We start from the raw sequence: 22,025 nt of genomic DNA on the forward strand, positions 1-22,025 counted from the left end.
TGTCACGCCCCATTTTCCCACCGGAGCGCCGGGGCCGCCGCCCGCTGCCTGCCGCCTGTACGTCCGTCCATGGGGCCGAGCGCGCCCGCCTGCTACTGCGGTCCGTACTTCCGCCCGGTCCGCGAGCTGATGCCGCCCAGCAGCGACCGGGGCGTCACCTTCACCAGGCCCATCAGCGCCTTGTAGCGCGCATCGGGGATCGACACCGACTTCCCGCGCGCCAGGTCCGCCAGCGCTGCCGTGACCAGCTTGTCCGCGTCGAGCCACATCCAGCCGGGGATGTTGTCCGTGCCCATCCCGGCCCGCTCGTGGAACTCGGTGCGCACGAAGCCCGGGCAGAGCGCCATCAGCCGCACCCCGCTGCCCGCCAGGTCCTTCGCCGCCCCCTGCGTGAACTGCACGACCCACGCCTTGGAGGCGCCGTAGGTCCCGCGCGGCACGAAGGCCGCCACCGAGGCCACGTTGACGACGCCCCCGCGCCCCCGCTCCCGCATCGCCCCGGCCGCCGCCGACGTCAGCCGCAGCACCGCCTCGCAGTGCACCTTGAGCATCCTCAGCTCGTCGGCCATCGACACGTCGAGGTAGCGGCCCTTGTTGCCGAAGCCGGCGTTGTTGACCAGCAGGTCGACGGGGTTCCTGCGGTCACCGAGCCGGGCGGCCACCGTCTCGATGCCCTCGTCCGTCGCCAGGTCGGCCGTCAGCACCTCCGCCTCGATGCCGTGCCGGTCGTGCAACTCGGTCGCCTGCTCGCGCAGCCGCTGGGTGTCCCGGGCGACGAGGACGAGGTCGTGCCCGTCCGCCGCGAGCCGTCGCGCGAACGCGGCACCGATACCCGCGGTCGAACCTGTGATCAGAGCCGTTGTCATGGCAGAAGGTTAGTGACCCGTAGTCCGGGCGTCCGCTCTGCGCACGCGGCCTGCGGAAAGTGACGGAGCCGCACGCACCGTCACGGGTGGCGGCGGCTCAGACCCCGTCCCCGTACCTCTCGACGTACGTGCGGGCCGCCGCCAGCGTCTCCGGGTGCAGTGCCTCGCCGGCCGCCAGCAGCCGGGGCAGCAGCTCCCGGTGGGTGGTGGTGGCCTGGAACTCCATCCGGGCCGTCACCTCGTGCTCCGGCAGGTGGACGATCTCCACGGCATCCCCCGCGCGTATCTCGCCCGGCGTGATCACCCTCAGATAGGCGCCCGTCGCGGCCTTCCGCGTGAACCGCCTGACCCAGCCCCTCTCACCCACGTGGCCCTGGAAGGTGCGGCAGGGGATCCGCCCCGCCGTCACCTCAAGCACCACCTCCGGGCCGATCCGCCAGCGCTCGCCGATCCGCGCCCCGGACACGTCCAGACCGGTGGTGGTGAGGTTCTCGCCGAACGCACCGTTGGCGAACGTGCGCCCCAGCTCGCGCTCCCAGTCGTCCAGGTCCTCGCGCGCGACGGCGTACACCGCCTGGTCGTTACCGCCGTGATGGCGCAGGTGGCACACCGCGTCCCCGGAGAGCCCGCTTCCGCCGACGCCCTTCGGACCGGGCGCGGCCACCCGCACCGGCCCCTCGACGGGCCGCTTGTCGATACCGGTCAGCCCGTCGGGCTGGTCGGTGTACGGCACGGCCTCGGGACGGCCCACATTGACGGACAGAAGCCTCATGGCGGCACGCTAAGCGGTCGGCGGTCAAAGTGTCGACGCATTATTCGCCCCCTTTCCCAAGGCTCCCTTATGCGACTCGCCTATGCTCGAGGGATGATCGAGGCCCGTCATCTCCGCGTGCTGCGCGCCGTCGCCGCCACCGGGTCCTTCTCGGCGGCGGGCCGCGAGCTGGGCTGTACCCAGCCCGCGGTCAGCCAGCAGATGAAGGCCCTGGAGACGTCCGTCGGCACACCGCTGCTGGTGCGCAGCGGCCGCGAGATGCGGCTGACCCAGGCCGGCGAGGCCCTCGTACGGCATGCCGCCGGGATCCTCGCCGGACTCACCGCCGCCGAGGAGGAGGTCGCCGCGATCGCCGGTCTGCGCGCCGGCCGGGTCCGCCTCGTCTCCTTCCCCAGCGGCAGCTCCGCGCTCGTCCCGACCGCGCTGGCCGCCCTGCGCGCCGCGCACCCCGGGACCCGGGTCTCGCTGGAGGAGGCCGAGCCGCCCGAGTCCGTCGAGAAGCTGCGCGCCGGCGACTGCGACATCGCCCTCGCCTTCCGCTACGAGGACGCACCGGGCGCCGAGGAATGGTCCGACCTGGTCGTCCGCCCCCTGCTGACGGACCGGCTCGTCGCCCTCGTGCCCGAACGCCACCGGCTCGCGTGCGCGGACTCCCTCGCCATCGGCGAACTCGCCCGCGAGCCGTGGATCGCCGGCTGCCCGCGCTGCCGGGGCCGGCTGGTGGAGGTGTGCGAGGCGGCGGGCTTCACCCCCCGCATCGACTTCGCGACCGACGACTACCCGGCGGTGGCCGGCCTGGTGGGCGCGGGCCTCGGCGTCGCCGTCCTCCCCGAGCTCGCGATCGAGTCCGTACGGCCGCGGGGCGCGCGTGCGGTGACCCTGGAGCCGGCGGTGCGGCGCGAGGTCGTCGCGCTCACCCTGCCCGACCTGGCCCAGGTGCCGGCGGTGGCGGCGACGCTGGAGCAGCTCGCGCGGGCGGCGGCGCGGTAACCGTACGGCCGCGGGGGGCGTACGGGGCCGCAGGGGTCGTAGGGGCCGGGGCACTCAAGAGATGAGGGCATGCGCGTGTGCGTGCCCTCGGTTGCGTGAAGAAACGTTCCTTCAGTTGTTCGAAACGCCGCCCGTGCCGCCCGTGCCTGCCGACGCCGGCACCAGACGGTTGCGCGCCCGCCCCATGAGCTCCTCGCGTTCGTCCTCGGTCAGCCCGCCCCACACGCCGTACGGCTCTCTCACCGCGAGCGCGTGCGCCGCGCACTGCGCGCGTACCGGGCACCTCATGCAGACCTCCTTGGCCGAGTTCTCGCGAGCGCTCCGTGCCGCCCCGCGCTCGCCCTCGGGATGGAAGAAGAGCGAGCTGTCCACCCCGCGGCAGGCGGCCAGGAGCTGCCAGTCCCACAGGTCCGCGTTCGGTCCGGGAAGGCGGGAGAAATCTGCCATTGCGTGACCCCTTGTAGCCGTGCTGAGCGGATACGGTGCCCACGACCGTACAACTACGATCTAAGGAGATGAAAATATGACTCATTGCGAATCTAGCCTCAGACACCAGTAAATGGGAAGAAATGGGGCTGAACGGGGCATGGGTTATGAGGAAAGCTCGCGGGTCCGCGCGGCTCTCTCGGCCGTGTCCGCCTCCTCACGTAGAGTGCCGAAGAATGCACGCGGCCCCGTAACTCTTTCGAGTGACCATCGTTGAGTGTGCGGTGGCGGTTGAAAACACAAACGCTCGGGCAAGCGTCCGAGACGGTCGACCGCACAGGTGACGATACGTACCAGCCTGGAGGCACAAGGTGACGCGCATCAGCTGCGGAGGACGGCCATGACATCCGTCCTCGTCTGCGACGACTCCCCGCTTGCCCGAGAGGCGCTCCGCCGCGCGGTCGCGACCGTGCCCGGCGTCGAGCGCGTGACGACGGCGGCCAACGGCGAGGAAGTCCTCCGCCGCTGGGGTGCCGACCGCTCGGACCTCATTCTGATGGACGTGCGCATGCCGGGACTGGGCGGTGTGGAAACCGTCCGCCGGCTGCTGTCCGCCGACCCGGGCGCACGCATCATCATGCTGACCGTCGCCGAGGACCTCGACGGCGTCGCGCTCGCGGTCGCCGCCGGCGCCCGCGGCTACCTGCACAAGGACGCCTCGCGCGCCGAACTGCGGGCGACGGTCACCCAGGCCCTGGCCGACCCCACGTGGCGGCTCGCCCCACGGCGGCTGCGCTCGGCCGAGATGGGCGCCGCGCCCACGCTCACCGCGCGTGAGATCCAGGTCCTGGAAGGCATGAGCCACGGCCGCTCCAACGCCGAGATCGGCCGCGAGCTGTTCCTCTCCGAGGACACCGTCAAGACCCACGCCCGCCGTCTGTTCAAGAAACTCGGCGCCTCGGACCGTGCCCACGCCGTGGCGCTCGGCTTCCGGTGGGGCCTGGTCCGCTAGAGCCTGTCCGGCGGATCGAGTCGGAGGGAACCGGCGGCACCGTGCGGCCCTGACGGGCGTACCGGACCCCGCGTCTCCGGCCTGATCCGCCGGACAGGACCTGGGCGTCCCGGCCCGGCCCCGGCCCGCCCTCGCCCGGCGGACCGCTTCCGGTGAGCGGCGGCACGTACTGGACCGCCGGCGAGCGGGGTCCGGCGCGTGAGGTCGTCGAGGCGGTCGTCGTGGCGGTCGTCGTCGGCGCTCGCGGGTGTCGTCGGCGGGGAGCGCATGCGGTGCCGGGGCCGACTCCTCGGAGTCGCGGCCCTGCCGGGCTGTGCGGCGGACTTTTCGAGCAAACCGATCCCAGGGACAGGAGCGGGGGAATGGACGAACCTCCCTGCTCGCGCAGGGTGCAGGACGTGCGGGAACCCCCTGTCGGCCGGTCGGTGCCCGGCGGCGGCGCAGTACCTCGCCGGATGCCCGCTGCTCGTTTCGCCGCGGATGCCGCATCCTTGAGGTGTGGAGTTCCTCGGGGACGAGTCGGTCGAGCGGGACGGGAGGGCGCAGGGGATGAGTTCCGGCGCACCTGCTCATAACGCTTCGGTGCACAACGAAGGGCACGGTGCCGCGGCCCGTCCGGCCGCAGTGCACCATGGACCGATGCGCGAAGACGAGGCGGTCCGTGCCCCCGGGGCGATCGGCGGACTGGTGCATCGCGCGGTGGACGGCGACGAGCAGGCCACGCACGACCTGCTGGCCCATGTCCACCCCCTCGCCCTGCGCTACTGCCGCACCCGGCTGTCCCGGCTCCCCGGTGACGCGCGCCACTTCGTGGAGGACCTCGCGCAGGAGGTCTGCGTGGCCGTCCTCCTCGCCCTTCCGCGCTACAAGGACACGGGCCGTCCCTTCGAGGCCTTCGTCTTCGCCATCGCCGCCCACAAGGTCGCCGACCTCCAGCGCGCGGCGATGCGCCACCCCGGCTCCACGGCCGTCCCCTCCGACGAGATGCCGGAACGCCCCGACGACTCCCTCGGGCCGGAGGAGCGGGCCCTGCTGAGCAGCGACGCCGAATGGGCGAAGAAACTGCTGGCCAACCTGCCCGAGAACCAGCGGGAACTGCTCCTGCTGCGCATCGCGGTGGGCCTCACCGCGGAGGAGACCGGCCAGATGTTGGGAATGTCACCCGGGGCCGTGCGCGTGGCCCAGCACCGCGCGCTGAGCAGGCTGCGGGCCCTCGCCGAGCAGTAGCACCGCTCGGTCACGCCGTGCTCCCGCCGCCGTTCCTCGAGCGAACCGGACAGCGGGCCCGACGCCGGACAGCCCTGGGCTGGACAGGGCCGACGGCCCGTTCCCCGAACAGGTGCCGGCGGCCCGCCCGCTGAACGGGCCGAGCGCCGCCGCCGTACGAACATACGAAGCCCGGAGTCACGCCGGAGCGTGGAATTCCGGGGGTGCGCTTCCCGTTAGCATGGACATCCGCACCGATCAAGGCCATTTGGGGAAGGTGTCATGACTGCCAACGTCGACGGAGTGCCCGCCAAATTCGCGACCCTCGGGCTCACCTACGACGACGTGCTGCTGCTGCCGGGCGCATCCGAGGTGCTCCCCAACGCGGTCGACACCTCGTCCCGCATCTCCCGCAATGTTCGTGTCAACATCCCGCTGCTCTCGGCGGCGATGGACAAGGTGACCGAGTCCCGCATGGCCATCGCGATGGCCCGCCAGGGCGGCGTAGGCGTCCTGCACCGCAACCTCTCCATCGAGGACCAGGTCAACCAGGTCGACCTGGTGAAGCGCTCGGAGTCGGGCATGGTCACCGACCCCATCACGGTGCACCCGGACGCCACGCTGGCCGAGGCCGACGCGCTGTGCGCCAAGTTCCGCATCAGCGGTGTTCCGGTGACCGACGGCGGCGGCAAGCTCCTCGGCATCGTCACCAACCGTGACATGGCCTTCGAGTCGGACCGCACCCGTCAGGTGCGTGAGGTCATGACCCCGATGCCGCTGGTCACCGGCCAGGTCGGCATCTCCGGCACGGACGCCATGGAGCTGCTGCGCCGCCACAAGATCGAGAAGCTCCCACTGGTCGACGAGGCGGGCGTCCTCAAGGGCCTCATCACGGTCAAGGACTTCGTCAAGGCCGAGCAGTACCCCCGGGCCGCCAAGGACGCCGAGGGCCGCCTGCTCGTCGGCGCCGCCGTCGGCGCCAGCCCCGAGGCGCTGGAGCGCGCCCAGGCCCTCGCCGAGGCCGGCGTGGACTTCCTGGTCGTCGACACCTCCCACGGCCACAACAGCAACGCCCTCACCTGGATGTCGAAGATCAAGTCGAGCGTGCGCGTCGACGTGATCGGCGGCAACGTCGCCACGCGTGACGGCGCCCAGGCCCTGATCGACGCCGGTGTCGACGGCATCAAGGTCGGCGTCGGGCCCGGCTCGATCTGTACCACCCGCGTGGTCGCCGGCATCGGCGTCCCGCAGGTCACCGCCATCTACGAGGCGTCCCTCGCCGCACGCCCGGCGGGCGTCCCGCTGATCGGCGACGGCGGTCTGCAGTACTCCGGCGACATCGGCAAGGCGCTGGCCGCCGGTGCCGACACGGTGATGCTGGGCAGCCTCCTCGCGGGCTGCGAGGAGTCCCCGGGTGAGCTGCAGTTCATCAACGGCAAGCAGTTCAAGTCGTACCGCGGCATGGGCTCGCTGGGCGCCATGCAGTCCCGCGGCCAGGGCAAGTCGTACTCCAAGGACCGCTACTTCCAGGCGGAGGTCGCGGCCGACGACAAGCTCGTGCCCGAGGGCATCGAGGGCCAGGTGCCCTACCGCGGCCCGCTCGGCACCGTGCTGCACCAGCTCGTCGGCGGCCTGCGCCAGACCATGGGCTACGTGGGCGCCGCCACCATCGAGGAGATGGAGACCAAGGGCCGCTTCGTCCGCATCACCTCCGCGGGCCTCAAGGAGAGCCACCCGCACGACATCCAGATGACGGTCGAGGCACCCAACTACAGCAGCAAGTAGTCGTACGGGCTTCCCAGGGCGGCCCCGGAACCTCCGGGGCCGCCTTTGCCGTGCCCGTCGGCGATACTGGAAGACGCTGCAACGCATCAGGGAAAGGCCACACACGTGACTGAGATCGAGATCGGGCGCGGCAAGCGCGGCCGCCGGGCGTACGCATTCGACGACATCGCCGTCGTCCCCAGCCGCCGTACGCGGGACCCGAAGGAGGTCTCGATCGCCTGGCAGATCGACGCCTACCGTTTCGAGCTGCCGTTCCTGGCCGCCCCCATGGACTCCGTCGTCTCCCCGGCCACCGCGATCCGCATCGGCGAGCTGGGCGGCCTGGGCGTGCTCAACCTCGAGGGCCTGTGGACGCGGTACGAGGACCCGCAGCCGCTGCTGGACGAGATCGCCAAGCTGCCCGCCGACAAGGCGACCCGCCGGCTCCAGGAGATCTACTCCGCGCCGATCAAGGAGGAACTGATCGGGCAGCGCATCAAGGAGGTGCGCGACTCGGGCGTGGTCACCGCCGCCGCGCTCTCCCCGCAGCGCACGGCCCAGTTCTCCAAGGCCGTCGTCGACGCCGGCGTGGACATCTTCGTCATCCGCGGCACCACGGTCTCCGCGGAGCACGTCTCCGGCTCGCACGAGCCGCTGAACCTGAAGCAGTTCATCTACGAACTCGACGTCCCGGTCATCGTCGGCGGCTGCGCCACCTACACGGCGGCCCTGCACCTCATGCGCACGGGCGCGGCGGGCGTCCTCGTCGGCTTCGGCGGCGGCGCGGCGCACACCACGCGCAACGTGCTCGGCATCCAGGTCCCGATGGCGACGGCGGTGGCCGACGTCGCCGCCGCCCGCCGCGACTACATGGACGAGTCCGGCGGCCGGTACGTGCACGTGATCGCGGACGGCGGTGTCGGCTGGTCCGGCGACCTGCCCAAGGCCGTCGCCTGCGGCGCCGACGCGGTGATGATGGGCTCCCCGCTCGCGCGCGCGACCGACGCGCCCGGCCGCGGCCACCACTGGGGCATGGAGGCCGTCAACGAGGAGCTGCCGCGCGGCCAGAAGGTCGACCTCGGCACGGTCGGCACCATCGAGGAGGTCCTCACCGGCCCGTCCCACACGCCGGACGGCTCGATGAACTTCTTCGGCGCCCTGCGCCGCGCCATGTCCACCACCGGTTACAGCGAGCTGAAGGAGTTCCAGCGCGTCGAGGTGACGGTGGCGGACTCGGTGCACCGGCGGTAGACCGCACGTTTTCGGCAGGGGCCGGTCAGCTCACCCGGGTGAGCCGACCGGCCCCTTTCGCATGCCAGGACGGGCGCGGGGGTGTGGGGGCGTGCGGTGCGGGAGGAGGTGGATCTTGCGGCTTTTCGGATGGTGAGCGGCCGCCCCCACAACACCTAGGGGCGGACACTCCGTGAACCATCAGGAGCCTGCCGCAGTGGCCACTGCGGTGGGCTCCACCTGTTCGTACGGTACCGGCGTGCCGTGCCCTGTGCCACCAGCCTCCGGAGCCCGGGGCCGCCGCGCGCGCCCCGGCTCACAACCGGTGCGCCGCCCCCGTCGGCGTGGCGCCCCGCGTGTCGAGCAGCAGCTGTGCCTTCACGGAGAGGCCCTGGAGGTCGTACGTCCGGTGCTGCTGGAGGAGGATCGTCAGGTCGGCGTCGGCGGCGGCCTCGTACAGCGAGTCGGCGCGGGGCACCGGGCGGCCCAGGACGCTCCAGGACGGGACGTGCGGGTCGTGGTAGCTGACGGCCGCGCCGAGTTCCATCAGGCGGATCGCGATCTCCTGGGCGGGAGTGCCCTGCTGGTCGGCGAGGTCGGCCTTGTAGGTGACGCCGAGCAGCAGCACGCGCGCGCCCCGCGCCGACTTGCCGTGCTCGTTGAGGAGAGTGGTGGCGCGCTGGACGACGTAGCGGGGCATGCGGCTGTTGACCTGCTGGGCGAGTTCCACCATGCGCAGGGGGCTGCCGTGGTGGCCGGTGCGGTCCATGGGTACGGAGTGGCCGCCGACGCCGGGGCCGGGGCGGAAGGCCTGGAAGCCGAACGGCTTGGTCTCGGCGCACCGGATGACGTCCCAGAGGTCCACGCCCAGGTCGTTGCAGAGGACGGCCATCTCGTTGACGAGGGCCATGTTGACGTGCCGGAAGTTGGTCTCCAGCAGGGTCACCGTCTCGGCCTCCCTGAGGCCACGCGCGCGTACCACCTTGTCGGTGAGACGGCCGTAGAAGGCGGCGGCGGACTCGGTGCAGGCGGGGGTGAGGCCGCCGATGACCTGCGGCGTGTTGGCGGGCGTGAAGTCGCGGCGGCCGGGGTCGACCCGGCTGGGGGAGTACGCGAGGTGGAAGTCCCGGCCCGCGCGCAGACCGGACATCTCCTCCAGGAGCGGCCGCAGGAACTCCTCGGTCGTCCCCGGAGGCACGGGCGACTCCAGGATCACGGTGGTGTGCGGGCGCAGGTGTCCGGCCAGGGTGCGGGCGGCCGCCTCCACCTGGCTCAGGTCGAGCCCGCCGTCGGCGTCGCGCGGCGTGGGGGCGCAGATGACGGCGGTGCGTACCCGGCCCAGTTCGGCGGGGTCGGTGGCGGGCCGGAAACCCCCCGAGAGCATCCGGCGCAGCTCGGCGGGGCTCAGGGAGCCGGGTTCGGGCCCGGTGCGGTAGCCGAGCGTGGGGATGCCGGCGGCCACGGCGGCCTGGGCCAGGGGCAGGCCGAGCGGGCCGAGTCCGATGACGGCGAGATCTGCGGGCATGGCGTGGGCCGTCCTTCCCAGTAACCGAAGCGGGACAGGTGCGCAAGCCCTGTGGACAGGACGGGCGAGCGCAATGTCAGACTAGGAGTAAATATGACCGATTTGTGGGATTGATCGGCTGTGTTTTCCGGCAGGCCGGCGGCGGGCAGGTGGGCTTCCGTGAGAGTTGTCCACAGGCTGGGGTGAGTGGTGGCTGAAGTCGGGCAACACGGTCACCATTGGGGCATGGGGGATACGGGCCGGACCTCGCCCTGAAGGCGGTGCGGCCGGCGTGACCGACAGCGGGAGGCAGCGGTGAGGACAGCGACACTGGGGCCGGCGCAGCGCGCCGAGTCACTTGCGGCCATGGCCGAGCGCGAGCTGGACGTGCTGGTCGTGGGAGGCGGGGTGGTCGGTGCGGGCACCGCCCTCGACGCAGTCACCCGCGGCCTGTCCACGGGGCTGGTCGAGGCGCGGGACTGGGCGTCGGGCACATCGAGCAGGTCGAGCAAGCTGATCCACGGCGGGCTGCGCTATCTGGAGATGCTCGACTTCGCCCTCGTCCGGGAGGCGCTGAAGGAGCGCGGACTGCTGCTGGAGCGGTTGGCTCCGCACCTGGTCAAGCCCGTGCCGTTCCTCTACCCGCTCCAGCACAAGGGCTGGGAGCGCTGGTACGCCGGTTCGGGCGTCGCGCTCTACGACGCGATGTCGATGGCCCGCGGCCACGGCAGGGGTCTGCCGACCCACCGCCACCTCAGCCGCCGTCACGCCCTGCGGGTCGCACCCGCCCTGAGGAAGGACGCGCTCGTAGGAGCCCTTCAGTACTACGACGCCCAGATCGATGACGCCCGCCATGTGGCCACCGTGGTGCGCACGGCGGCGGCGTACGGCGCGAAGACCGCCAACCGCGCGCGCGTGGCCGCCTTCCTGCGCGAGGGTGAGCGGGTCGTGGGCGCACGCGTCCAGGACACCGAGGGCGGCGGGGAGTACGAGATCCGCGCCCGTCAGGTGGTCAACGCCACGGGCGTGTGGACCGACGACACGCAGGCGATGGTGGGGGAGCGGGGACAGTTCCACGTCCGCGCCTCCAAGGGCGTCCACCTCGTCGTGCCCAAGGACCGCATCCACTCCTCCACGGGCCTCATCCTCCGCACCGAGAAGTCCGTGCTGTTCGTCATCCCCTGGGGCCGGCACTGGATCGTCGGCACCACCGACACCGACTGGGACCTCGACAAGGCCCACCCGGCCGCTTCCAGCGCCGACATCGACTACGTGCTGGAGCACGTGAACTCCGTCCTGGCGGTGCCGCTCACCCGGGACGACGTCGAGGGCGTCTACGCCGGACTGCGCCCGCTGCTCGCCGGCGAGTCGGACGCCACCAGCAAGCTCTCCCGCGAGCACACCGTGGCCCACCCCGTACCCGGGCTCGTCGTGGTGGCGGGCGGTAAGTACACGACGTACCGGGTGATGGCCAAGGACGCCGTCGACGCGGCGGTGCACGGCCTCGACCTGCGGGTCGCCGAGTGCGTCACGGAGGACGTGCCGCTGCTGGGCGCGGACGGCTACCGGGCGCTGTGGAACGCGCGGGCGCGCATCGCCGCCCGGACCGGGCTGCACGTGGTGCGCGTCGAGCATCTGCTGAACCGGTACGGCTCGATGACCGAGGAACTCCTCGAACTCGTCGCCGAGGACCCCACGCTCGGCGAGCCGCTCCGCGCGGCCGACGACTACCTGCGCGCCGAGATCGTCTACGCCGCCTCGCACGAGGGGGCCCGGCACCTGGACGACGTGCTGACCCGGCGTACCCGCATCTCCATCGAGACCTTCGACCGGGGCACCCGCAGTGCCCGGGAGGCGGCGGAACTGATGGCACCGGTCCTCGGCTGGGACAAGGGCCAGATCGAGCGTGAGGTCGAGCACTACGAGAAGCGGGTGGAGGCCGAGCGGGAGTCGCAACGGCAGCCCGACGACCTGACGGCGGACGCGGCGCGGCTGGGGGCGCCCGACATCGTGCCGCTGTGAGGGCCCCGCGGTCCCGCGGTCCCGCGCGTGAGACTCCCCCTCGCACGGTGCCTGTGCGTGAGGTTCACGCACACGGTGCCTGCGCGTAAGGCATCCGTGATGCTCCCGTCGGCCCCGTGCGTGAGGTCGGCCCGGCGGGACCGCCCACTGCTTCACTCGAACGAGTGTTGCTGGCCGGGATCTCCGTTCGGGGCCTGCTCGTTCCAATAGGTGCGAGGGCAGAACTCGGCGGCGAGCAGGGCCGGTTCGAGGTCGGGGTCCGCCATCGCCGTCGTGTTCACGCGGAAGGTGAGGACATGACGGCCGTCGACGGTGGCCGCGGTGCGCACGTAGCTGCCCGGGATCCGGCCGTTGTGCCCCCACACGGTCACTCCGCAGGGCAGGCGCGCCGGAATCAGCCCCAGGCCGTACGAGCCGTGTGCGGCGCGGGTGTCGAGCATCTCCCTCCGCCAGCGCGGGGGGAGCAGTTCGCCGCTCAGGAGGGCGGAGTAGAAGCGGTTCAGGTCGGCGAGGGTCGTCACCAGCTCGCCCGCGGCCCCGGCCACCCGTGGGTCGAGATCGGTGACGTCGGATCCGTCCGTGCCGTAGGCGCGACCGTGGGGGGAGGGCAGGAAGGTGCGGGAACCGGGGAAGGAGGTGCCGTCCAGACCGAGTGGATCGAGGATGCGCCGTTCGGCCTCCGTGGCGTAGGAGCGGCCGGTGACCCGGGTGACGACCAGGCCGAGCAGGACGTAGTCGGTGTTGGAATAGGCGTAGCGGCCGCGGTCGGCCGGAGGGTGGGTGAGGGCGATGCGGACGGCCTGAACGGGAGTGACGGGGCGGGTGCCGCCGGTGTCCCGGGCGAAGTCGTACAGGCCGCTGGTGTGGTTCAGCAGGGAACGCAGGGTCAGCGCGCGCCCGTCGTTGCCTGCTCCCCGCACCAGGCCGGGCAGATGCCGCTCCACCGGGTCGGAGAGCGACAGCCGCCGTTCGGAGGCCAGTTGGAGGATGACGGTCGCGAGGAAGGTCTTGGTGACGCTGCCGGCCCGGAAGTGGTCGGACCGGGAGATGTCCGGGCCGGACTCGGCGTAGCGGGTGCCGCTCTTCTCGTCGGCCAGCAGGGCGGCGGCGGGGACCTCGCCCCGGGTGCGGAGCAGTGGCAGGAACGAGTCGGCGGTGGCGACGGTGTCGGCGGTGGCGGTCGCGCCGGCGCCGGGGCCCGGGCGGGAGTCGGCCGTGGTGGGTCCCAGGAGCGCCAGGGCCACGGGGACGACCAGGAGCCCGCGCAGTGGTCGGATCACGGGGCTCTCCCTCCCCTTCCCTTCCACTTCGTGTCCCTGATGTGCCCATCATGCAGAGTGGGTGGGGAGGTCTCGCACCGGGGCCCTGAGCGGGCTTCGCGCCGGGTACCCGGTCGCAGTCCGGCTCGCAGAAGGGGCTTTTCGTACACCGGGCGGGGTTCGTTCCGCCTGTTGGCCGGAGTCTGCTGCACCTTCTGGCCGAAATGCGCCGGTCCTGAGGGGTGGTGAGGGGCACCCTGGGCGTCGGGCACTTGTCGGGTGAGGGACAATGAAGGCTCTGTCAGGGCGGGTTGCATGAGGGGACGCATGTCGGAGGCGGAGCGGGCGGGAGCATCCCGTCAGGACAAGAGCGCACGTCTCCTCGCCGGGCGGTACCGGCTGGGAGACGTACTCGGCCGCGGCGGCATGGGGACGGTGTGGCGAGCCGAGGACGAGACCCTCGGACGCACGGTCGCCGTCAAGGAGCTGCGGTTCCCGGGAAACATCGACGACGAGGAGAAGCGCCGGCTGATCACCCGGACGCTGCGTGAGGCCAAGGCGATCGCGCGGATCCGCAACAACAGCGCGGTGACGGTCTTCGACGTGGTCGACGAGGACGACCGGCCGTGGATCGTGATGGAGCTCGTCGAGGGCAAGTCGCTCGCCGAGGTCATCCGTGAGGACGGGGTGCTGGAACCGAGGCGCGCGGCGGAGGTCGGGCTCGCGATCCTCGACGTACTGCGGTCGGCCCACCGCGAGGGCATCCTGCACCGCGACGTGAAGCCGTCGAACGTGCTGATCGCCGAGGACGGCCGGGTCGTGCTCACCGACTTCGGCATCGCCCAGGTCGAGGGCGACCCGTCCATCACCTCGACCGGCATGCTCGTCGGCGCGCCCTCCTACATCTCGCCGGAGCGCGCCCGCGGCCACAAGCCCGGACCGGCGGCCGACCTGTGGTCGCTGGGCGGTCTGCTGTACGCGGCGGTCGAGGGCACACCTCCCTACGACAAGGGCTCCGCGATCGCCACGCTCACCGCGGTGATGACCGAGCCGCTGGAGGAGCCGAAGAACGCGGGTCCGCTGCGGGACGTCATCTACGGCCTGCTCACCAAGGACCCGGTGCACCGGCTGGACGACGCCGGGGCGCGGGCGAAACTCAACGAGGTGATCCACGCGCCGGAGCCCCGGGAGGCCGAGCCGGCGGACGCGACGAAGCTCGTGCCGTTGCCGGCGCAGCCGGACAGTTCCCAGAGCCGGGCGGGTTCATCCGGGGGAGAGACGGCGGAGAAGCTGCGCGGGGCCCTGCGGTCCGTGCGGAAGGCGGCGGTCGCCGCCGGGGCGGCCACCTCGGCCGCCGCCCGCGCCAAGTCGGCCGACGTGTCGTCCGCTTCGGCGTCGTTGGGCACGCAGGAGGAGACGCGCGGCGGCGCGGCCGCCGGGGCCGTCACCTCGGCGTCGGCCGTGGCAGCCGCCGAGGCCGCGGGGACCGCCCGCGGGAGGACGACCACCACCGCGCCCTCCGCCTCCGTGCCGGTGACCCGCACCACGACCGGGGCGGCAGGCGGCGCCGGGACTGCGGGGCAGGAGGCCCGCGGGGCGAACGGGCAGCCTGCCGGGCGCAGTTCGGGGTGGCCCGTGATGACGCCGCCCGACCTGCCGCCGCGGCCCGTGCGCAGGGCGCCGCTGACCGACGTGGTGCCGAAGCGGACACTGGTGATCATCGCCGTGGTGGTGGCGCTCGCCGTCCTCGGCACGGTACTGGCCCTCACCCTCGGTGGTGGCGACGACGACGCGAATGGCGCGAAGACCGGCGGCGGTTCCTCGGCCGTCGCCAGCGACAGCGCTGCCGCCGACACCAAGGAGGACGAGGACGGCGGGACGCGGACGGACGGCTCGGCATCGCAGTCCGCGACGACCGGCTCGGCCTCCGGCAACAGTACGCCCAGCAGCACCACCACGGCCGGCGGCGCCGCTTCGGGCAGCTCCGCCACCGGCGCCGGTGCGGCCGTCACGACGTACAGGGGGAAGCAGGGCTACTCGATCGGGCTGCCCGCCGGCTGGAAGTACCAGTCCACGGGCGCCGCGGGGGACCGTTTCACGGGGCCCGACGGGCAGAGGCTGCTGGTGGCCTGGACGACCACGCCCAAGGACGACCCGGTCGCGGACTGGGAGAACCAGGAGCGCTACATGAAGCGCTCCCAGTACCAGAAGGTCCGCATAGAGAAGGTGGACTACCGCGGCTGGAACACGGCCGACTGGGAGTTCACCTACTCGGAGGGCGGGACGGCGTACCGGACGATCGACCGCGGATTCGTGGTCGGCGACCACCTCGGGCACGCGCTGATGTACACGGCGAAGGCCGCCGCGTGGGACGGTGCTCTCCGGGTGAACACCTGGAAGACCCTCACGGAGACGTTCACGCCGAAGAAGTAGCGCCGGGCGGGGCGGGCCGCGCTCGTCCGCGGCTCCCCGCTCGTCCGACGGCGCGGTCGTGACGGGTGTCCGGCAGGCCCTCGGCGGGGTTTCGGTGCGTGAGATGTGGCATCCCCTCTTTCCGGGTTGCCTCCGGCACGTATCGTGAATGGCTGCGGACCGTACGCATCCAGCTGTCCGGCTGGATCCGGCTTGATTCGGCTGGAACGGCCCGCGGGACGAACGGATGTGACCGACCGGCCGGCCGGGGGAGGCGTCGTGGACGACTATGCGGGACGGGTACTCGCCGACCGCTACCGCCTGCCGTTGCCGCCCTCCGACGAGTACGAACTCACCGAGTCCCGGGCCTTCGACACCTACAGCGGGCAGGAAGTCCTGGTCCGGCAGGTGCCGTTGCCGGAGGTCGTCGAGGCCGAGGTGCTCGACGCGGAGGGGCTGCCCGAGGGGTTCACCGCACGGGAGCGCGGAGCACGCCGGCCGGTGGGGGCTTCCGGCCTGGGCGCGAGCACGCGCCGGCCCGCCGACCCCGTCGTACGGCGGGCCGTGGAGGCCGCGCAGGCCGCCGCGAGCATTCCCGACCACCCACGGCTCGACCAGGTCTTCGACGTGTTCGCCGAGGGCGGTTCCCTCTGGGTCGTCAGCGAACTGGTGTCCGCCCGGCCGCTGGCGGCGCTGCTCGCCGAGAAGCCGTTGACGCCGTACCGGGCGGCGGAGGTCGCCTCCGACGTGCTCATGGCGTTGCGGGTGCTGCACGCGCACGGCTGGGTGCACCGCAACATCACCGCGCGCACGGTGCTCGTCTGCGACGACGGCCGGGTCATGCTGACCGGGCTGGCGGTCGGCGCGGCGGAAGAGGCGCTGTGCGGGTACGACCCGGTGCCCGTGACCGAGGAGCCGGCGCAGGAGCAGCACCCGCAGCGCGGGCGGGAAGACGCCGGGACCGGTAGTGCTGGTGGTGCCGGTGGTGTCGGTGGTGCCGGTGGCGGAGATCCCGAGGCCGCGCGGCGGGCGGCGATCGAAGCGCGGGCCGCCGGTGGGCTGCCCGCGGCGGGGACGGAGCCGGCGCCCGGTGCCTCCGGGGCGGTGGCTCGCCGGCCCATGGAGACGGGCGGGGACATCCGTGCCGCGCGGGCCGGCGCGATCGCGGCCTACCGCGCGGGGGCACGGGCCGCGGCCCGGGTGCACGAGGCCCAGCAGGGCGGCCGGGCGGCGTTGCCTGGTGCCCGTACCCCGGTCGAGGGCGACACCGGCACCGGGCCGGGCGGCGCGGGAAGTGCGCCTCCCGGGCGGATCGCCGATCCCTACGGTGTGGGCGGTGCCCCCGGCCCGAGGCCGCCCGGGACCGGCGTGGTGCCCGTGCCGGCGCGGAGCGGCGGCGGGGCGCCGGCGGGGTCGCGCTGGGACGAGCCGGCCACCGGGGCCGGAGCGCGGCGAGGGCCGGCCACGGCGCCGGCCGCGGAACGGGCGCGGCAGGCACGGATGGCCGTGGTCGGGCCCGTCACCGAGCGCTGGGCACCGGAGCAGGCCGGACCCGTGCACGAGAACTGGCAACTGGCCGCGCCCATCGGGCCCGCGACCGATCTGTGGGCACTCGGCGCGCTGCTGTTCCGCGCCGTGCAGGGACACGCCCCCTATCCGGAGGACTCGACGGCCGAGCTGGTGCAACTGGTGTGCGCCGAACCGCCCGCCTTCGCCGAGGAGTGCGGGCCGCTGCGGCCGGTCGTGGAGTCGTTGCTGCGTCAGGACCCCACCGAACGGCTGGACTTCGAGGAACTGAGCGGCTGGCTGCGTTCGCTGGTGCGCTCGGCACCCGAACCGGAGGCGGGGACGTACGTGGTCGCCGCACCGCCCACCGACCCGCGACGGCTGCCGATCGTGCGCCGCAAGGGCGAGCTGGTGCGCAGACGGCGCGCGGGGCTGCCCGCGGCGCACGCGCGGCACAAGCGGGGCCGGCCGGAGACGGGACGCTCACCTCGCAGCCTGGGCCGCACCCTGGTCGTGCTGGTGCTGCTCCTGCTGGCCGCGGCGGTCGCCTATGCCGTGATGTTCATGCCCAAGGCCGATGAGGAGGGCACCGGCAGCGCGGGCGGTGCGGAGCGGACCGGTGCCGCGGGCCAGGTGAACCCGGCACCCGACGCCAGCAGCGAGCCCCGGCCCGACGACGGCAGCCCTCCGGCATCGGGCAACACCCCCTCCGCGTCGGCCTCCGGGGGCACCGAGACGCAGTCCGGCGCTCTGCCCGGCGGCTTCACGCTGCGCAAGGACGCCGAGGGCTTCCAGATCGCCGTCGCCGACGGCTGGGACCGCACCCCGAAGAACGGGCGCGGTCAGGTCGTCTACACCCACGCGGGCTTCGAGCTGATCGTGGTGCCGGGGCGCGACTCCGCCGCCCGGTACGGCAGCGATCCGATGGTGTACCAGCGCGAGAAGGAGGGCGAGTTGCAGCCCTACCGCGACTCCAGCTGGGCGACCGCGTCCGGACTGCGGACCATCCAGGTGGGTGGACGGACCTCGGCCGAGGGGCAGTTCACCTGGACCGGCGGCGACGGGCGCGAGCTGTTCGTGCGCAACGTCGCGCTGCTTCTCGACGGGCGCTACCACGTCGTGCAGTTGCGCGGCCCGGAGGCCGAGCGGGACGAGGTGACGCGGCTGTTCGAGCAGGCGTCAGCCAGCTACCGCTACACGGGCTGAGCGACCGTTCGGTAACACCGGCGGTTCACCGGTCGGCGCCGATGGTTCCCTCACAAGGGCAGAAGCGACAACCGTCACAGTGCGGTTTCCGTGGCCCCCCGCAGGTTCCCCGGACGGGGGCCGGTCTTTACGCTGATCCTGTCAAGAGCATTGCGGGGCAACGTGAATCAGATGCAGGGCCTGCTCGTCGCGGGCCGTTACCGGCTCGTCGACGCCATCGGCAGCGGCGGCATGGGCCGCGTATGGCGCGCGCACGACGACCTGCTGCACCGGTCCGTCGCCCTCAAGGAGCTGACCGCCGCGCTCTACGTCTCCGAGAGCGACCGTTCGGTCCTGCTGGCGCGCACCAGGGCCGAGGCCCGCGCCGCCGCGCGGATCAACCACTCCGCCGTCGTCACCGTGCACGACGTGCTCGAACACGACGGCCGTCCCTGGATCGTGATGGAGCTGGTCGAGGGCCGTTCACTGGCCGACGCGGTCAAGGCGGACGGCCGTGTCGAGCCGACCGAGGCCGCCCGGATCGGCCTGTGGGTGTTGCGCGCCCTGCGTGCCGCGCACACCGCGGGCGTCCTGCACCGCGACGTCAAGCCCGGCAACGTGCTGCTCTCCGACGACGGCCGGGTCCTGCTCACCGACTTCGGGATCGCCCAGATCGAGGGCGACACCACCATCACCCGCACCGGAGAGGTCGTCGGGTCCGTCGACTTCCTCGCCCCCGAGCGCGTCCGCGGCCACGACCCGGGTCCGTCCTCCGACCTGTGGGCGCTCGGCGCCACGCTGTACACGGCGGTGGAGGGCCGTTCGCCGTTCCGCCGAACCTCGCCGCTGTCCACGATGCAGGCGGTCGTCGAGGAGGAGGCCGCCGAGCCGCGGTACGCCGGCCCGCTCGCCCCCGTCATCACCGCGCTGCTGCGCAAGGACCCGGCCGCCCGGCCCGACACGGACGGTGCGGAACGCCTGCTCGCGGAGGCGGCGGAGGGCCGCCGGCCCGACGAGGCACAGGCGTACGTACCGACGCAGTACGCGGGGCCGGGGCCGAGGCCGGAGCAGGGCCGGGGCGCCCAGGGCGGCGGAACGACCGCCGGGGTGAACAGGATGGCGACCGGGGCACCGGCCGGTGGTACGGCCCACCTCGCGGACGGCAGCGGCACGCCGTACCCGTCCGGGGCCACGTACGCCGGCGGCACGCCGTACCCGCCCCCCGGCCCGTACGCCGGGACGGTGGCGGGGCCGGGCACCCCCGCCTCCGCCACCCCCGTCCCGGCCGCCTCCGGGACGCACGTCCACCCCGTCACCGGCCCGACCGTCACCGGCCCGACCGTCACCGGCCCGACCGCCACCGGCCCGACCGCCAACGGCCCGACCGCCACCGGCCCGACCGCCAACGGGCCGACCGGGCCGGGACCCGGGCAGACCTCGCCGAGCCGGCCGCCCCGGCGCCGCCGGCTGCGCACCCTCGCGCTCGTGGTAGTCGTCGCCGCGCTGGTCGGAGGCGGTACGGCGGTGGCGCTGCGGACCTGGGACGGCGACGGTACGACGCGGGGTTCCGGTTCGCCGAGCCCCAGCCCCACCGCCACCGGCAAGCAGAAGGACCGGGGCGCCGTCTCCGACACCTGGGTGGACATCGACGATCCCCTCGGGTTCGGGCTCTCGCTGCCCCGGACCTGGGAGCGGAAGCTGTTCCAGGACGACGGCGACCTGAAGCAGGTCGACTACTCGCCCGACGGCGGCGAGCACTTCGTCCGCATCGCCATCGACACGTCCCCGGACTTCGACGACCCGTACGCCCACCAGGTCGACCTCGAACAGCAGCTCCAGCGACTGGTCGACTACGAGCAGGTCACCCTGGAGCGGAACACCTACCGCGACCGCGAGGGCGCCCGGTGGGAGTACACCTGGACCGCGCTCGCCAAGGACACCGAATTCCCCGGCCCGCGGCACGCGGTCGAGGAGACGTACATCTCCCGCGACGGCACCGAGTACGTCATCTACATGTCCTCGCCCGCCGAGGACTGGGCGCGCACCGCCCGGCAGTTCACCTCGGTGCTGCAGAGCTGGCGGGAGCCGCCGGGCACCTGAGGCCTCTCGTCCGGATCAGGCCGGGCTCGCGGGGTCCGGCCTGGTCCGGACGGAAGACCCTGGTGAGTCCGGCACCGTTGCGGCGGGGCGGCGACGCGCGCGACTTGGCCGATCAGCGCCCCGGAGGCGTGGCGTCCGGTGGGGCATGATGGGCCCATGGGGACCGAGGGGGACGCCGTCCGGGTCATCGCGGGCCGCTACCGGCTGGAGGCGAGGCTCGGGCGTGGCGGCATGGGAATCGTGTGGCGCGCGACGGACCACCTGCTGGGACGGCGTGTCGCGGTGAAGGAACTGGTCCAGGACGACTCCCTGTCCGCCGAGGAGGCCCGCGCCCGCCGTGACCGGACGCTGCGCGAGGCCCGCGCGGTCGCCCAGCTCAGTCACCCGCACATCATCGTGGTGCACGACGTCGTCGTGGAGGACGAACGGCCCTACATCGTCATGGAGCTGATCGAGGGCGGCTCGCTCGCCGACCGGATCGCCGAGCGGGGCCCGATCGACCCGCGCGAGGCCGCCCGGATCGGCGCCGACCTGCTCGGCGCGCTGCGCGCCGCACACGCGGCCGGTGTGCTGCACCGGGACATCAAGCCCGCCAACGTCCTGGTCGACTCCGCCACCGGCCGCGCCGTCCTCACCGACTTCGGCATCGCACAGGTCGCGGGCGCCACCACCCTCACCGAGACGGGCTCCTTCGTCGGTTCGCCCGAGTACACCGCGCCGGAACGCATGTCCGGGGAGCGGACCGGCCCCGCGTCCGACCTGTGGTCGCTGGGCGCGCTGCTGTGCACGGCACTGAGCGGCGAGTCGCCGTTCCGCCGCGACTCGCTCGGCGGCATCCTGCACGCCGTCGTCTTCGCCGACATCCGTACGCCTCCGCAGGCCGAGCCGCTCCTGCCCGTCGTACGGGGGCTGTTGGAGCGGGATCCGGACCGGCGGCTGGACGCGGAGCGGGCCGAGCGGATGCTGCGCGCCTTCCTGGACACCGGGCGCACGCCGACCGTCCGGACCGGGTACCCGCCCGCGCAGGCCGACCTGCCGCGTCAGCGGCCCGCCCGCCCCGTCCCGGACCCCCCGCTCCGCCGGCGGTCCACGCGGGGCGCGCTGGTGGCCGCGCTGCTGGTCGCGGCGATGGTGGGCGCCGGCGTGTCGGCCGCGCTGCTGCTCGACCGGGACGGCGACGGGGGCGGCACGCCGTCGAGTTCGGCACCGGGAGGACCGGGAGGACCGGGCGGCGCGGCGGGTACGACGTCCAGCGGCACGCCCGCCCCCACCCCCTCCGCCACCCCGTCCCGGAGCCGCCCCAGCGCGCCCGCCGGCTACCGCGTCGTCGCCGACCCGGCCGGGTTCACGCTCGCCGTACCGGAGGGGTTCACCCGGGATCCGCAGGGCGAACGGGTCTTCTACCTGTCCCCGGGGCAGATCTTCCGGATCGGCGTGAAGATCGGCGTGCCCCAGCCCGGCGGCCCGCTCGGGGTGATGCAACGCGCCGCGCTCAACGGCCCCGACACCAACCCCGGTTACCGCGACGGCCGCGTCACCGAGACGACGCGCGCCGGACGGCCCGCCGCCCTCTGGGAGTTCACCTGGGACGGCTTCGACGCGGCGGAGGGCGCCCGGCACACGTACGACCTGTGCTGGGAGGACGGCGGGCGGCTGTACGACGTGTGGGTCTCGGCGCCGGTGGGCAAGGCGCGGGAGGCGCGCGAGTACTTCGACGTGGCCGTCGACACGCTCGTACCGGAATAAGGCCGGAATAAGGGGAGATGAGGGA

General features: G+C 73.1%; 15 protein-coding genes. 10 read left to right on the plus strand and 5 right to left on the minus strand.

Going from position 1 to position 22,025, the window contains the following annotated elements:
• Positions 1-92: 92 nt before the first annotated feature.
• Both ACIP5W_RS00570 and ACIP5W_RS00575 read right to left on the minus strand, forming a co-directional pair.
• Positions 93-866 (minus strand): SDR family NAD(P)-dependent oxidoreductase, encoded by a 774-nt coding sequence (locus tag ACIP5W_RS00570; RefSeq protein ID WP_401464508.1) that lies wholly within the window; start codon positions 864-866, stop codon positions 93-95.
• A gap of 97 nt (positions 867-963) precedes the next feature.
• On the minus strand, positions 964-1,638 hold the full coding sequence (locus tag ACIP5W_RS00575; RefSeq protein WP_401464511.1) for an MOSC domain-containing protein: 675 nt from the start codon (positions 1,636-1,638) through the stop codon (positions 964-966).
• 93 nt (positions 1,639-1,731) lie between these two features.
• On the opposite strand from ACIP5W_RS00575, the gene ACIP5W_RS00580 reads away from it, so the two are divergent.
• Positions 1,732-2,628, plus strand: a complete 897-nt coding sequence (locus tag ACIP5W_RS00580; protein ID WP_401464514.1) for a LysR family transcriptional regulator — start codon at positions 1,732-1,734, stop codon at positions 2,626-2,628.
• 111 nt (positions 2,629-2,739) lie between these two features.
• Here ACIP5W_RS00580 and ACIP5W_RS00585 read toward each other — a convergent pair whose 3' ends face one another.
• Positions 2,740-3,075, minus strand: coding sequence for a WhiB family transcriptional regulator (locus ACIP5W_RS00585; RefSeq protein ID WP_401464517.1), 336 nt, complete (start codon positions 3,073-3,075; stop codon positions 2,740-2,742).
• A 379-nt stretch (positions 3,076-3,454) separates the two neighbouring features.
• Here ACIP5W_RS00585 and ACIP5W_RS00590 point away from each other — a divergent pair, with 379 nt between their 5' ends.
• The 4 genes from ACIP5W_RS00590 (at position 3,455) to ACIP5W_RS00605 (ending at position 8,287) form a co-directional block, all read left to right on the plus strand.
• A complete protein-coding gene (locus tag ACIP5W_RS00590) occupies positions 3,455-4,066 on the plus strand; it encodes a response regulator transcription factor (protein ID WP_003948568.1) in 612 nt (203 codons plus the stop codon).
• 639 nt (positions 4,067-4,705) lie between these two features.
• Entirely contained in the window at positions 4,706-5,293 is a 588-nt protein-coding gene (locus ACIP5W_RS00595; protein ID WP_383241209.1) for a sigma-70 family RNA polymerase sigma factor, read from the plus strand.
• 261 nt (positions 5,294-5,554) lie between these two features.
• Entirely contained in the window at positions 5,555-7,057 is a 1,503-nt protein-coding gene (guaB, locus tag ACIP5W_RS00600; RefSeq protein WP_401464520.1) for an IMP dehydrogenase, read from the plus strand.
• Between the two features lie 105 nt (positions 7,058-7,162).
• Positions 7,163-8,287, plus strand: coding sequence for a GuaB3 family IMP dehydrogenase-related protein (locus tag ACIP5W_RS00605; protein WP_382785277.1), 1,125 nt, complete (start codon positions 7,163-7,165; stop codon positions 8,285-8,287).
• A 295-nt stretch (positions 8,288-8,582) separates the two neighbouring features.
• Here the strand turns inward: ACIP5W_RS00605 and ACIP5W_RS00610 are convergent, their stop codons facing one another.
• A complete protein-coding gene (locus ACIP5W_RS00610) occupies positions 8,583-9,791 on the minus strand; it encodes a nucleotide sugar dehydrogenase (protein ID WP_401464524.1) in 1,209 nt (402 codons plus the stop codon).
• 294 nt (positions 9,792-10,085) lie between these two features.
• Between ACIP5W_RS00610 and ACIP5W_RS00615 the strand changes: the two genes are divergently transcribed.
• Entirely contained in the window at positions 10,086-11,792 is a 1,707-nt protein-coding gene (locus ACIP5W_RS00615) for a glycerol-3-phosphate dehydrogenase/oxidase (RefSeq protein ID WP_401464527.1), read from the plus strand.
• 152 nt (positions 11,793-11,944) lie between these two features.
• Here ACIP5W_RS00615 and ACIP5W_RS00620 read toward each other — a convergent pair whose 3' ends face one another.
• Positions 11,945-13,069: a serine hydrolase domain-containing protein gene (locus tag ACIP5W_RS00620; protein ID WP_401465600.1), complete on the minus strand. Its 1,125-nt coding sequence runs from the start codon at positions 13,067-13,069 to the stop codon at positions 11,945-11,947.
• 309 nt (positions 13,070-13,378) lie between these two features.
• Here ACIP5W_RS00620 and ACIP5W_RS00625 point away from each other — a divergent pair, with 309 nt between their 5' ends.
• From ACIP5W_RS00625 to ACIP5W_RS00640, 4 genes are all read left to right on the plus strand, one after another.
• On the plus strand, positions 13,379-15,484 hold the full coding sequence (locus tag ACIP5W_RS00625) for a serine/threonine-protein kinase (RefSeq protein WP_401465603.1): 2,106 nt from the start codon (positions 13,379-13,381) through the stop codon (positions 15,482-15,484).
• Positions 15,485-15,742: 258 nt separating this feature from the next.
• Positions 15,743-18,175, plus strand: coding sequence for a protein kinase (locus tag ACIP5W_RS00630; RefSeq protein ID WP_401464530.1), 2,433 nt, complete (start codon positions 15,743-15,745; stop codon positions 18,173-18,175).
• Positions 18,176-18,346: 171 nt separating this feature from the next.
• The gene (locus tag ACIP5W_RS00635) at positions 18,347-20,254 is read left to right on the plus strand and encodes a protein kinase (RefSeq protein ID WP_401464533.1); all 1,908 of its coding nucleotides are present in this window, start codon (positions 18,347-18,349) and stop codon (positions 20,252-20,254) included.
• A gap of 156 nt (positions 20,255-20,410) precedes the next feature.
• Positions 20,411-22,000: a serine/threonine-protein kinase gene (locus ACIP5W_RS00640; RefSeq protein WP_401464535.1), complete on the plus strand. Its 1,590-nt coding sequence runs from the start codon at positions 20,411-20,413 to the stop codon at positions 21,998-22,000.
• Positions 22,001-22,025: the final 25 nt, after the last annotated feature.

This window comes from Streptomyces sp. NPDC088766 (assembly GCF_044750845.1).
Taxonomy (GTDB): domain Bacteria; phylum Actinomycetota; class Actinomycetes; order Streptomycetales; family Streptomycetaceae; genus Streptomyces.

Excerpts from the sequence above, each read along its gene's own strand:
- ACIP5W_RS00640 (WP_401464535.1), top strand. The coding sequence starts at position 20,411 with ATGGGGACCGAGGGGGACGCCGTCCGGGTCATCGCGGGCCGCTACCGG.
- ACIP5W_RS00625 (WP_401465603.1), top strand. The coding sequence starts at position 13,379 with ATGTCGGAGGCGGAGCGGGCGGGAGCATCCCGTCAGGACAAGAGCGCA.
- ACIP5W_RS00585 (WP_401464517.1), bottom strand. The coding sequence starts at position 3,075 with ATGGCAGATTTCTCCCGCCTTCCCGGACCGAACGCGGACCTGTGGGAC.
- ACIP5W_RS00590 (WP_003948568.1), top strand. The coding sequence starts at position 3,455 with ATGACATCCGTCCTCGTCTGCGACGACTCCCCGCTTGCCCGAGAGGCG.
- ACIP5W_RS00635 (WP_401464533.1), top strand. The coding sequence starts at position 18,347 with ATGCAGGGCCTGCTCGTCGCGGGCCGTTACCGGCTCGTCGACGCCATC.
- ACIP5W_RS00575 (WP_401464511.1), bottom strand. The coding sequence starts at position 1,638 with ATGAGGCTTCTGTCCGTCAATGTGGGCCGTCCCGAGGCCGTGCCGTAC.
- ACIP5W_RS00570 (WP_401464508.1), bottom strand. The coding sequence starts at position 866 with ATGACAACGGCTCTGATCACAGGTTCGACCGCGGGTATCGGTGCCGCG.
- ACIP5W_RS00595 (WP_383241209.1), top strand. The coding sequence starts at position 4,706 with ATGCGCGAAGACGAGGCGGTCCGTGCCCCCGGGGCGATCGGCGGACTG.
- guaB (WP_401464520.1), top strand. The coding sequence starts at position 5,555 with ATGACTGCCAACGTCGACGGAGTGCCCGCCAAATTCGCGACCCTCGGG.
- ACIP5W_RS00610 (WP_401464524.1), bottom strand. The coding sequence starts at position 9,791 with ATGCCCGCAGATCTCGCCGTCATCGGACTCGGCCCGCTCGGCCTGCCC.
- ACIP5W_RS00580 (WP_401464514.1), top strand. The coding sequence starts at position 1,732 with ATGATCGAGGCCCGTCATCTCCGCGTGCTGCGCGCCGTCGCCGCCACC.